We start from the raw sequence: 11,989 nt of genomic DNA, 5'->3' as shown, positions 1-11,989 counted from the left end.
GCAATAACATTTATTCTATGTGATAGCCCCCTTGCTACTTAACTTGAACCCTACTATTATGTTACACTATTAACTCTAATTCTTAAATAGTATATAACATTAAAAACTAAATGTCATACCATTAGACAAAAATAAAAAAGCAGACATTACATCTGCTTTAATTCTCCTCAATTTGCTTTTCACTTAATCCTAGATGTGTTCTAAGAGTATTACTCAAACTCTGTAGATCTTTTTTATTAGGATTATAATAATATACACGTTGCCCGTTTGGGCCATTAGGTAAGTATAAATCATCACCAGCTAATTGTATTTTTTCAACTGAACCGTTTAAACCGTATTTATAAAAAGATAAAATATCATCCATTACTAAGTTTGTTTTAAAATCGTCGTCAACTGCCTCAACTATTTTTTCTAGCTTCGTAATCGATCCTACACTTTTTAATTTACTTAAAATCGATTCAATAACAAGTTGTTGCCTCTGCCCTCTCATCGCATCACTATCAATATGGCGCGTTCTTGCTAGTGCAAGTGCTTCTTCCCCATTTAATTTTTGCAATCCTTTTTTCAAATGAATCGCATCAGGTTCATCTTTACTATTTTGCTCCGTAAATTCAACTGGGACATCTACTTCAATACCATCTAACCCATCAACAATTTTAGTAAAGGAACCAAAATTAAATTTCACAAAATAATCAACGGGCACTTGTAACAATTTTTCTACCGCTTCCACAGAAGCTTGCGGTCCTCCATCTTTACCATTTTTAACGAAACCACTTCCATATGCATGGGTTATTTTATCTTTTTTCTTTTCAACTGGAACATATGTGTATGTATCACGCGGTATGCTCGTTAATTTCACTGTTTTATCATCTTTATTAAAAGTCGCTAACAGTAATGCATCTGTATGAAATGCACCATTATATTCCTTTTGTCGTTCTTGATTTTCATCAATTCCCATAATTAAAAGTGAAACATGATTTGCAATTGGCTTTACAGATTTCTCACGTAAATTGGATTTTTCACCTCGTGCTAAATTCAAATTAGATTTTTGTACGAGACTAGAAGTTTTCATATATACATAAGCTCCATAGCCAATTCCACCAAATAGTAATACCGCCAGTAGTAAACTTATTATCGTTTTCTTTTTATATTTTTGCTTAATTTTCTCTTCTCTTAAAGATGAATGATTCCCCATCTACTCTCCTCCTGTCTCTATTCATCAAATATGTTTTTCATTTTTTCATATTTAGCGCTATCCTTTTGAAACATACTTTCTTTCAATCCCTTATCTATTTGTATCCATTCAGTCGTAACTGAATATTGAATCAAGCCTTCTTGAAAACTAAGAAATTTCAACATAATCCCTGTATTTTTCTCCACAACCATTTCGAATTTCCCTCTTAAATCTTCAGAGGTGCTAACAGGCGTCTCTATGTTGATAACTCCTTCAATTTTGTAACAATCTAATCCAAGATATTTCGTTTCTTTATAATTCCAATCTTTATATCGAATTAACAAATCTGCAAATTCTGATTGAATACTATATTTAGCTAGCCCTACATATTCATCATCATATCTCTTTTTCTCATCTGATTTTCTCACTACCCTTTCCGTGGGATTTAATTTTAATAGTTCATTGTTTCTTTCTTTCGGGTTCCATTTTGTCTCTTTATAGGTATACTTCTCATCATCAAACTCTTTTTTCTTGCCCTCGTTATATATAATTGTTCGTTTTTTCGCTAGTTTATCTTCTTTCGAAGAGATACCTCTTTGTTTCTCCGTATCAATCGCATACTTATATGTTGTAGCAATTCTTGATGAGCTAGAATATTCCTCAAATTGTCCTGAAATATTTTTAAAATAATCAATAGAATCTAGCATCTTTTGATGAATCTTTTCTTTATCTGGATAATGTACATTCGATTTTATTTCTTCTTCATTTTCATAATCAGAAAATGCTTTTTTCTTTACATATTCAAATACTCCACCGTTTTGCGCAAAACTTTGTATAGAAAACTCAGACATAGATACCACTGAAAGTATACAAACCGCTGCACTAATTATCATCATATAAATTTTGTAACTCTTCTTTTTTACCTTAAGATTATGTACCGTGCCATTAATCTTTTCATTTAACTCTGGAGGTACTATAACATTTTCATCTTTTATTCTCTTTTTTAATTTCTCATCAAATAATTTTTCATTCTCCATCCTTTGCACCCCCTATTCCATCTTTAATCGTTTTTGTAGTTGTTCCCTCGCACGTGATAATCTTGATTTCACTGTTCCTTTCGGTATTTCTAACAGCTTTGCTATACTCTCTTGATTCATGTCTTCATAGTAATAAAGCACCGTAACAGCTCTTAATTCTTCATGTAACGATTGAATCGCATTACACAAATCTATATCTTCATACTGATCACACGCACTCATATTGTAATCATTCTCTTCTGTCACAATTACCTTTTTATAAGCTCTAATAATATTGTTACACTCATTTATTAGTATTCGAATTAACCAAGTTTGAAAAAATTCTTCTTTTTTTAATTTTTTTATATTTTCATAGGCTTTTAAAATTGTTGTCTGTATCGCATCCTCTATATTTGTCTCATCACGTAACATCGCCTTTGCTATTCGATACATTTTCACTTTTTCTGTATGTATAAGCGCTATAAAGGCTTCATGATCACCTTTTTTCGCTAAAGAAACATCCGTTTCTTCTTTTATAATCATTTTATATAAAGGGATTACTTTCACAATCGCTCCTCCTGTTTCATCCTCACTTCATCACTTCCAATTTAACTTTACATGTATTAGACGTATGAACCTAGAAAAAGGTTCACTTTTTTGAATATTTTTGTAATTAAAAAGATAAATATCCTTTATAAGGATGCAATGAACATACTAGTTTAAATTTACAAATAAAAAAAGCCCACTTTCTCAGTGGACTTTCTACTTTATAACGGTAAATCCCTCTTCCTAAATACTACAATCGCTACGATAAAAATACAAAGCGCTACAGCAGTTAAACTTATACTTACCGGCCATATATTATATGATCCTTCAGCAATTTCTTTCGGACGAAACAGCGTGAATAATGATAGGTTTTTCATCCATTCTAACTTATCACTTAACTTCCCTACCATATCTAATACGAAAAATAAGATAGTTAAACTCGCTGAATAACTTAGTGCTTTTCTTTCGTCATTACATATACAAGAAAAGAAAAATGAATAGGCACTAACGACTAAAAATATGAGCCCTCCGACTACATTTATCTTCAAAAATAATTCTTTATTTAAGTTATTATCCTCTAAAAACCATTCTGCACCTACTATACCCGCTACATACGTAACCGCTACAATAATCAGTAGTCCTAATATAAGAATAGCCGCTTGCGTAATTGCGATTCGTACTCTAGATACAGGCGTTGCTAGCAAGTATGCCATTGCTCCCTTATCTACATGACGAGCAATTAAATGTGTCGCAACTGTTACGCAAAAAATTGTTAAAATGATAATAAACAATAGACTATAGTATTCGCCCGCTAGAAAATCCATTACGTTTTGAATCGGACTTTCCATACCAACGATTTTTTTCACACTATCAGGCATGGCAGCTATTAATTCATTTAGCCCTTTCGCTGATACCATTGACGGGAATATCCAAATTAATAACCACAGATATAAAGCTGCACCAGACGCATAACTCAAAATACTTTTTTGTGTTTCTTTCAAACTAGCTAAAAATAATTGCTTATTCATGCGCTATCCCTTCTTTCTTATCGTAATAATGCATAAATAAATGTTCTAAATCCATCGCTCTCGTTTGAAGTGCCGTTACATTATAGTTTGAAAGTGTTTGTAAAACAGTTTGATAATTTCCTTGTACAATGATAGATGCCTCTCTGCCTTTTACCGCTTCAAATTGCAAATTACACTTTGTAAGGGACTCAATCTCTTCTTGTGATGATACTGTTACATCTATCACCTGTCTTCTCATACTTTGTAAATCGTGAATATTTTCAACCGTTACGAGTCGACCATCTTTAATAATAGCTACTCTGTCACAAGTTCTCTCAATTTCAGTGAAAATATGTGATGACATTAGGATTGTTTTTCCTCTTTGCTTTTCCTCTAATATTAAATCTATAAACACTTGCTGCATAAGTGGATCAAGTCCAGATGTTGGTTCATCTAAAATTAACACCTCTGGATCGTGCATAAATGCAGCGACTATCCCTACTTTTTGCTTCATTCCTTTAGACATTTTGCGAATCGGTGTTTTCACATCAAATTGCAGACGCTCTATCAGTTCATCTCGTCTTTTTGTATCCTTTAATCCACGCATTCCTTGCATTAATTTTAAAAATTCTAATCCGTTCATTCCTTCAATAAAAGAAATTTCACCCGGTAGATAACCAACTTCCCTTTGAATTTTCGCTGCTTCATTCCAACAATCTAATCCAAAAATTGTCGCTTTACCAGCTGTCGGTTTTATAAATCCCATTAAATTACGAATCGTCGTTGATTTTCCGGCACCATTCGGTCCTAAATAACCAAATACTTCTCCCTCTTTTACATCAAATGTAATATGAAACAAACCTTTTCCATTCGAAAACTGTTTTGTGACATCTTGAACTGAAATCATAATTCCACCTCATTTTTTGAAATATTTAATATGTGATATTTCAAAATTATTGTACTCCTCATCTTCCATATTCGCAACAATTTTTTGAAATATTTATTAGTCCATATTTCAAAATTATTGTTTTCCATTATTTTTTCTTGTATATTTTAAGTGAGGTGATTGCATTGAACGGCTTTGAAAGAGTAAAAGAAAAGAAAAAGCGTGCCATTAAAGAAGCAGCATTCGTATTATTTTCAGAACGTGGATTTAATGAAGTGAAAATAGAACATATCGCAAAAGAAGCAAACGTTTCTCAAGTTACAATTTATAATCATTTCGGAAGTAAAGATGCGTTATTTAGGGAGCTTATACAAGAATTTATCATATCTGAATTTCAATATTATAAAGAGCTTGCGGAAGAAAAATTACCTTTTCATGATATGATGCAAAAAATGATTGTAAGAAAAATGAATACTGGCGGATTATTTCAACCTGATATGTTACTACAAATGATGCAAAGGGACGAAGAACTCCGTAAGTTTATTTATAGTTATCAAAATGAAAAAATCCTGCCCTGGTATTTAGAAATATTAGAACGAGCTCAGCGCAAAAACGAAATTAATCCACACCTTACTAAAGCAATGATGTTACTTTACATTCAAATGTTTACAAAGTTAGGTGATGAATTTGGAGCACAACTTCTTGAAGGAGATCGCGAAAAACATATACAAGATATCGTTACGATGTTCTTCTATGGTCTTTCTGTTCCACAAAAATAAAAAGACACGAATTTCGTGTCTTTTTATTTTATAGAAATGACTCTACCCTTTTCACTGCTTTCAATCGCTAATTGAATCAGTTTAATAACATCTAAACCTTCTTTTGCTGTTACAGGTAGTTTCTCACCATTTAATATACTATCTCGTATACCTTTATAATAATTGTTATAACAACCGACTTCTGTTGGAATACGCTCTAAGCTTTCTTCTGTTTCTAAAGTAGCAAAATTCTCTTCATCGTCTACTCCATAACCGTTATCACCTGGCTTCATTCCATTTTTTAATTGCTCTTCCTGCGAATCCATACCGTACTTCACGATAGAACCTTTCTCTCCATGCACTATAAAATGCGGTCCAGCTTTTTTCACATAACTACTACTACGTAAAATGACACGTTTAACTCCGTAATGAAGTTCTATGTGGAAATAATCATCCACCTCTGCACCTGGTCGTTGTTTTATTACATCTGCACTTATAGCATCTGGTTTCCCGAATATTGATAACGCTTGGTCAATTAAATGCGATCCTAAATCATATAATATACCGGAGCCTGGTAGATTTTTTTCTCTCCATCGATCACGTACATGTGGACGGAAACGATCAAAATTCGATTCATATGCATATACATTCCCTACTCTGTTTTCTCCTAACAATTTCTTAATTGTTAAGAAATCATTATCAAAACGACGATTATGATATACGCTTAACATTACATTATGCTGCTCTGCTAATAAAATAAGCTCTTCCCCTTCTTCAATTGAAACAACAAATGGTTTTTCTACAACAACATGCTTACCGTTTAAAATTGCTTCTTTTACATATGGAAAATGAGTTGTATTAGGTGATGTAATAACAACTAAGTCAACATCAGCTCGCTTCACCAATTCATCAATTGTACTAACAACATTAGCGTTTGGTAATGTTTCTTTTACTACCTCTTCTTTTGAGGATAATACAGCACGAATATCATATTCTTCTATCGTTTGTAATAGTGGGATATGAAATGTCGTACTTGAAAAACCAAATCCTACAATCCCTACACCTATTTTTTTCATGTTGCCCCTCCATTTGTCCCGCTCTAACGGGCAGTAAGATTCCTAACTCAAAATTCAGCGAAAGCTAAGGAATTAGGTGAGGAATCAACTGCTCGTTAAAGCCCGATTGATTCAACTAATAATCAATGTGGATAAAGAAAATCCCATTGATTAAAGTTTCACTTTATGAGAACGATTTCATCCAGTTATTATAACAAGATTATTATTATTTACATAATAAATTGCCTAGAAAAAAGCATCTTGCTATTATTCATAGCAAGATGCCCTCTTTATTCTGGTCTTTTCTTCGTCCACGTTTCTACTACTTCACCAGTATCATTAACATCTAGCACTAGGCTACCATTACTATACCGGTCTTTATTTCGATACGCTTTCGGATCAATCTCTTCTACAATGTTTTTCTCTGTCTTCATGTAAACTAATTCATCGTCCCGAACAATTTCAATACCGACAATGCGGTACGGATTACGTTTTAATTCTTTGAAAATAACTAGACCTCGTTTCGCCCTCGTTGATTTTTCAATTTCTGATGCTTTTAGACGTTTTACAGCACCGCGCTGTGTTACGAGAATAAGTTGATCTTTATCACCATTTAACGGTTTACCAGAAGCGACATAGTCATCTTCTTTTAAATTAATTGCTTTCACTCCAGCAGCTCTTACACCGACTGGACTTACTTCATCTTCATGGAAAATAAGTGCATATGCACCGTGTGTAGCAAGAACGATATCACTCGTTCCATCTGTCGCAAATATATCGACAACTTCATCATCTTTTTTCAAGTTTACAGCAACGAATGCCCTTGAATAACGCTGAACTTTATATTGATTTAATTCTGTTTTCTTTATCATACCATTTCGTGTTACAAATACGATAAATCGTTTTTCTTCCTCAAAGTTCGGTACAACCGTTGCCCAAATGATTGTTTCATCCCGGTCGAGTGAAACGATATTAGCAACGTGCTGACCTAAATCTTTCCAACGAATATCTGGCATTTCGTATACTGGCAGATATATATAGTTTCCTTTATTCGTAAATAAGAGGACTGTCTCTGTCGTATTCGTATCGAATCGTTCAAGTAAGATGTCACCCTCTTTCATACCGAAGTCTTTGCCGTTTGAGGCATTATGTGAGCGCCATCCAGTACGTTTCACATATCCTTCTTTCGTTACAGTAACGATGACATCTTCTTGTGGGATCATCACTTCTACATCGATTTTAATTTCCTCGATTTGATCTTCAATAATCGCGCGTCGATCATCACTATATGTTTTCTTAACTCTCTTTAAATCTGTTTTAATTACTTGAAGCAATCTTTTTTCACTTTGTAAAATTGCCTGTAGCTCAATAATTTTCTTATTAAGCTCATCTGCTTCTTCTTGTAACGCCGTAATGTCTGTATTCGTTAAGCGATATAATTGCAAGGAAACAATTGCTTCTGCCTGTGCTTCTGTAAAGCCAAATTTTGCACTTAAATTATCTTTCGCGTTACGTTTATCTTTTGAAGCTCGAATTGTCTCAATTACTTGGTCTAAAATCGATAATGCTTTCTTTAAACCTTCTACAATATGTTGACGATTTTCTGCTTTTCTTAATTCATATTGCGAACGTCTCGTAATAACCTCTTTTTGATGTCCAATATAAGCATCTAAAATTTTCGGTAATGTCATAAGTGTTGGACGACGATTATTGATCGCTACCATATTAAAGTTATATGGAATTTGCAAATCTGTATTTTTATATAAATAATTTAAAATACCTTCGGCGTTTGCTTCTTTCTTTAATTCAACAACAATTCGTAAACCAGTACGATCTGTCTCATCACGCACTTCAGCAATACCATCTAACTTTTTATCTAGACGTAATTCATCCATTTTCTTTACAAGGTTTGCCTTATTCACTTCGTAAGGAATTTCAGTGATTACAATTTGTTGTTTCCCACCACGCACTGTTTCAACTTCTGCTTTTCCGCGAATAATAATTTTACCTTTACCTGTTTCATACGCCTTTTTAATACCATCAATCCCCTGAATAATACCGCCTGTTGGGAAATCTGGTCCTTTCATAACTGTTAATAAATCATCAACAGTACTATTTGGCTTATCAATACGCATCATTGTAGCATCAATAACTTCTCCAAGATGATGCGGAGGAATTTCTGTTGCATAACCAGCGGAAATCCCTGTAGATCCGTTCACTAATAAATTCGGGAACGCTGCTGGTAATACAACCGGTTCTTCACTCGTATCATCAAAGTTTGACACGAATTCAACTGTTTCTTTATCAAGATCACGTAATAACTCAGATGCAATTGGTGATAAACGAGCTTCCGTATAACGCATCGCTGCCGCTGGGTCCCCATCAACACTACCGTTATTACCATGCATTTCAACTAAAACATTACGTACTTTCCAAGTTTGGCTTAAGCGTACCATTGCTTCATATACAGAGGAATCTCCATGTGGATGATAATTACCAATAACATTACCTACTGTTTTAGCTGATTTACGAAACGCTTTATCATGTACATTACCTTCTACATACATAGAATATAAAATACGTCTTTGTACTGGCTTTAAGCCATCACGTGCATCTGGAAGTGCACGATCTTGAATAATATATTTACTATAACGTGCAAAGCGATCACCTAACACGTCTTCAAGCGGGAGGTCATGAAACTTCTCTGCTTGCATGTTATTCCACCTCCGTCTCCATAATCATTTCATTTTCTAAAATATTTCCTTCTTCTTGCATACCAAACTGTACATTACGTTCAATCCATTTACGGCGCGGTTCTACTTTATCGCCCATTAACGTTGTAACGCGACGCTCTGCTCTTGCTGCATCATCAATTTTTACGCGAATTAATGTACGCGTTTCAGGATTCATTGTTGTTTCCCATAATTGATCCGCATTCATTTCACCAAGTCCTTTATAACGTTGTAACATATAGCCTTTTCCAACTTTTTTCGTTACACCGTCTAATTCCTCATCTGACCAAGCGTATTCAATTACCTCACTCTTACCTTTTCCTTTACTTACTTTGTATAAAGGAGGAAGTGCGATAAATACTTTACCAGCTTCGATAAGTGGCTTCATATATCTGTAGAAGAACGTTAATAACAATACTTGAATATGAGCCCCATCGGTATCGGCATCGGTCATAATTACAACTTTATCGTAGTTAATATCTTCAACATCAAATTCATTTCCTACACCGCCGCCAATCGCATAAATGATTGTATTAATCTCTTCATTTTTAAAGATATCAGCAAGCTTTGCTTTTTCTGTATTAATTACTTTACCACGTAACGGTAATACGGCCTGGAAACGTCTGTCTCGTCCTTGTTTCGCAGAACCACCGGCAGAGTCACCCTCTACTAGGTATAGTTCATTTTTTTGCGGGTTACGTGATTGTGCAGGTGTTAATTTCCCGCTTAACGTACCTTCTGATTTTTTCTTTTTCTTACCACTACGCGCTTCTTCTCTTGCTTTACGGGCTGCTTCACGGGCTTGTGCTGCTTTAATTGCTTTTCTCACAAGAAGTGTAGCTACATCAGGGTTTTCTTCTAAAAAGTATGCTAAATGCTCAGATACAATGGCATCAATTGAAGAACGCGCTTCACTTGTACCTAGTTTCCCCTTCGTTTGCCCTTCAAACTGAAGCACTTCTTCTGGTACACGTACCGAAACGATAGCCGCTACACCTTCACGAATATCTGTACCTTCTAAGTTTTTATCTTTTTCTTTTAATAGTGCTACTTTACGAGCATACTCGTTAAACACACGCGTCATCGCTGTTTTAAATCCAGCTTCATGTGTTCCACCATCTTTTGTACGTACATTATTTACAAACGAAAGAATATTTTCTGAGTAGCCATCGTTAAATTGAAATGCTAGTTCTGCTTCAATCCCATTTTGTTCACCAGTGAAATATACAACTGGGTGAATTGAATCTTTTTCTTCGTTTAAATAGGAAACGAAAGCTTCAATTCCTGTTTCATAATGAAAGACATCTTCTAAATCATTTCGTTCATCTTTTATTGAGATTTTCATCCCTTTTAATAAGAATGCAGATTCGCGTAATCTCTCACATAATGTTTCATAATTATAATTTGTTGTGCTGAAAATCGTTGTATCTGGTTTGAAATGCATCGTAGTACCAGACTCTTTCGTCTTCCCGATTTTCTCAAGCGTCGTTACAGGAACACCGCCATTTTCAAAGCGTTGTTCGTAAATATTTCCGTCACGCTTAATCGTTACGACTAACCATTCTGATAAGGCATTTACAACAGATGCCCCAACACCGTGCAAACCACCACTCGTTTTGTAACCACCTTGACCAAACTTACCACCGGCATGAAGTACAGTTAAAATAACTTCAGGTGTAGGTTTCCCAAGTTTATGCATTCCCGTAGGCATTCCTCGCCCTTTATCTATAACGCTAATACTATTATCTTTATGTATTACGACTGAAATTTCGTCGCCAAATCCCGCTAACGCTTCGTCAACGGAGTTATCTACTATTTCATATACTAAATGATGCAATCCACGGCTGTCCGTGCTCCCGATATACATACCCGGGCGTTTTCGAACGGCTTCAAGTCCTTCTAACACTTGAATCGCATCTTCATTATATTGGAACTGATGCTTCGCCAAACTCCTTGCCCCTTTCCTAATCCAAAATCAGAACATATGTTTCTATTATAGAATAACGCCTCGACTATAGTTTTGGCAAGTTATCTTATCTCTTTTATATACCATTTTCAATAGAAAAATCCTTGTTTTCTCACAAGGATTCCTCTAGGCTACTATTTCAGAAAAATAATCGTTTGTCAACGAGAAATGGATATGTATTCCAAGATTACACATTCCAAACCTTTATTATGATCCAAATGATCAAGATCCAAAATGGGATTACAAATAACAATCCCCAAAAACAGCCTTTAAAAAATCTCATGATGAACACCTCGTTCATCGGCCCTACTTATCTATAATGAGGGCTGAATCAATCTTTCTACCTTTACATCTACACTATTTTGTCATCGCATGTTCTACTTTAATACAACGATCCATTATTACAGTATAGTCTTTTTCTTTTAAAAGTTTATATGTATCCTCATCTTGTACTCCTAATTGTGCCCAAAAAACATCTGCATCAATCTCTACAAATTCTTTTGCAACATCCATTAAAAACTCTGAGCGACGAAATATATTTACTATGTCAACGTGTTCCTTAATATCCTTTAGTGAAGAAACTGCCTTTTCTCCAAGCACCTCATCTACTGTTGGATTAACTGGAATAATGCGGTATCCAGCATCTTGCATTGCTTTTGAAACCATATACGATGTACGTTCTGGCTTATCTGATAATCCAACAACCGCAATTGTTTTGCTTTTCTTTAGCACTTCACCAATTTCCGTACGAGTTGGGTTTTCAATTGTCATAATTAATCCCTCCTATTCCTTTAGTATAGCCGATAAAGAAAGTCTCTTTCAATATGAAAGAGACTTTCTTTTATTTCG

At 34.5% G+C, this 11,989-nt stretch carries 10 protein-coding genes; 1 reads left to right on the top strand and 9 read right to left on the bottom strand.

All coding sequences use genetic code 11. The features are described from left to right. Window positions 1-157: 157 nt before the first annotated feature. The 5 genes from ACTFRH_RS11065 to ACTFRH_RS11045 all read right to left on the bottom strand — a co-directional run bounded on the left by ACTFRH_RS11065 (window position 158) and on the right by ACTFRH_RS11045 (window position 4,650). Complete coding sequence (locus ACTFRH_RS11065) at window positions 158-1,195, bottom strand: LCP family protein (protein WP_000526718.1); 1,038 nt, start codon at window positions 1,193-1,195, stop codon at window positions 158-160. Window positions 1,196-1,212: 17 nt separating this feature from the next. Next, window positions 1,213-2,211, bottom strand: a complete 999-nt coding sequence (locus ACTFRH_RS11060; RefSeq protein ID WP_000426712.1) for a hypothetical protein — start codon at window positions 2,209-2,211, stop codon at window positions 1,213-1,215. A gap of 12 nt (window positions 2,212-2,223) precedes the next feature. Then, window positions 2,224-2,757, bottom strand: coding sequence for a sigma-70 family RNA polymerase sigma factor (locus ACTFRH_RS11055; protein ID WP_000864721.1), 534 nt, complete (start codon window positions 2,755-2,757; stop codon window positions 2,224-2,226). A 200-nt stretch (window positions 2,758-2,957) separates the two neighbouring features. Beyond that, on the bottom strand, window positions 2,958-3,764 hold the full coding sequence (locus tag ACTFRH_RS11050; RefSeq protein WP_001041434.1) for an ABC transporter permease subunit: 807 nt from the start codon (window positions 3,762-3,764) through the stop codon (window positions 2,958-2,960). Next, the gene (locus tag ACTFRH_RS11045; protein ID WP_000626567.1) at window positions 3,757-4,650 is read right to left on the bottom strand and encodes an ABC transporter ATP-binding protein; all 894 of its coding nucleotides are present in this window, start codon (window positions 4,648-4,650) and stop codon (window positions 3,757-3,759) included. Before ACTFRH_RS11045 ends, ACTFRH_RS11050 begins: the two co-directional genes overlap by 8 nt. 155 nt (window positions 4,651-4,805) lie before the next feature. On the opposite strand from ACTFRH_RS11045, the gene ACTFRH_RS11040 reads away from it, so the two are divergent. Continuing rightward, window positions 4,806-5,408, top strand: a complete 603-nt coding sequence (locus ACTFRH_RS11040) for a TetR/AcrR family transcriptional regulator (RefSeq protein WP_157464239.1) — start codon at window positions 4,806-4,808, stop codon at window positions 5,406-5,408. 23 nt (window positions 5,409-5,431) lie between these two features. Here the strand turns inward: ACTFRH_RS11040 and ACTFRH_RS11035 are convergent, their stop codons facing one another. From ACTFRH_RS11035 to ACTFRH_RS11020, 4 genes are all read right to left on the bottom strand, one after another. After that, on the bottom strand, window positions 5,432-6,463 hold the full coding sequence (locus ACTFRH_RS11035) for an oxidoreductase (RefSeq protein ID WP_000719765.1): 1,032 nt from the start codon (window positions 6,461-6,463) through the stop codon (window positions 5,432-5,434). A 269-nt stretch (window positions 6,464-6,732) separates the two neighbouring features. Further along, window positions 6,733-9,156 (bottom strand): DNA topoisomerase IV subunit A, encoded by a 2,424-nt coding sequence (parC, locus tag ACTFRH_RS11030; protein WP_001147463.1) that lies wholly within the window; start codon window positions 9,154-9,156, stop codon window positions 6,733-6,735. A gap of 1 nt (window position 9,157) precedes the next feature. Beyond that, window positions 9,158-11,122: a DNA topoisomerase IV subunit B gene (gene parE, locus ACTFRH_RS11025; RefSeq protein WP_001062202.1), complete on the bottom strand. Its 1,965-nt coding sequence runs from the start codon at window positions 11,120-11,122 to the stop codon at window positions 9,158-9,160. A 375-nt stretch (window positions 11,123-11,497) separates the two neighbouring features. After that, entirely contained in the window at window positions 11,498-11,911 is a 414-nt protein-coding gene (locus tag ACTFRH_RS11020) for a CoA-binding protein (protein ID WP_000151386.1), read from the bottom strand. Window positions 11,912-11,989 lie beyond the last annotated feature (78 nt).

It is taken from the genome of Bacillus cereus group sp. MYBK216-1 (genome assembly GCF_051916495.1).
Classification (GTDB): Bacteria; Bacillota; Bacilli; order Bacillales; family Bacillaceae_G; genus Bacillus_A; species Bacillus_A thuringiensis_K.
The sequence above is the reverse complement of the archived record's forward strand: the minus strand, read 5'-3'. Positions and strand labels throughout refer to the sequence as shown.

Coding starts and splice junctions, on each gene's coding strand:
- parC (WP_001147463.1), bottom strand. CDS start 9,156: ATGCAAGCAGAGAAGTTTCATGACCTCCCGCTTGAAGACGTGTTAGGT.
- ACTFRH_RS11050 (WP_001041434.1), bottom strand. CDS start 3,764: ATGAATAAGCAATTATTTTTAGCTAGTTTGAAAGAAACACAAAAAAGT.
- ACTFRH_RS11065 (WP_000526718.1), bottom strand. CDS start 1,195: ATGGGGAATCATTCATCTTTAAGAGAAGAGAAAATTAAGCAAAAATAT.
- ACTFRH_RS11020 (WP_000151386.1), bottom strand. CDS start 11,911: ATGACAATTGAAAACCCAACTCGTACGGAAATTGGTGAAGTGCTAAAG.
- ACTFRH_RS11035 (WP_000719765.1), bottom strand. CDS start 6,463: ATGAAAAAAATAGGTGTAGGGATTGTAGGATTTGGTTTTTCAAGTACG.
- ACTFRH_RS11045 (WP_000626567.1), bottom strand. CDS start 4,650: ATGATTTCAGTTCAAGATGTCACAAAACAGTTTTCGAATGGAAAAGGT.
- ACTFRH_RS11060 (WP_000426712.1), bottom strand. CDS start 2,211: ATGGAGAATGAAAAATTATTTGATGAGAAATTAAAAAAGAGAATAAAA.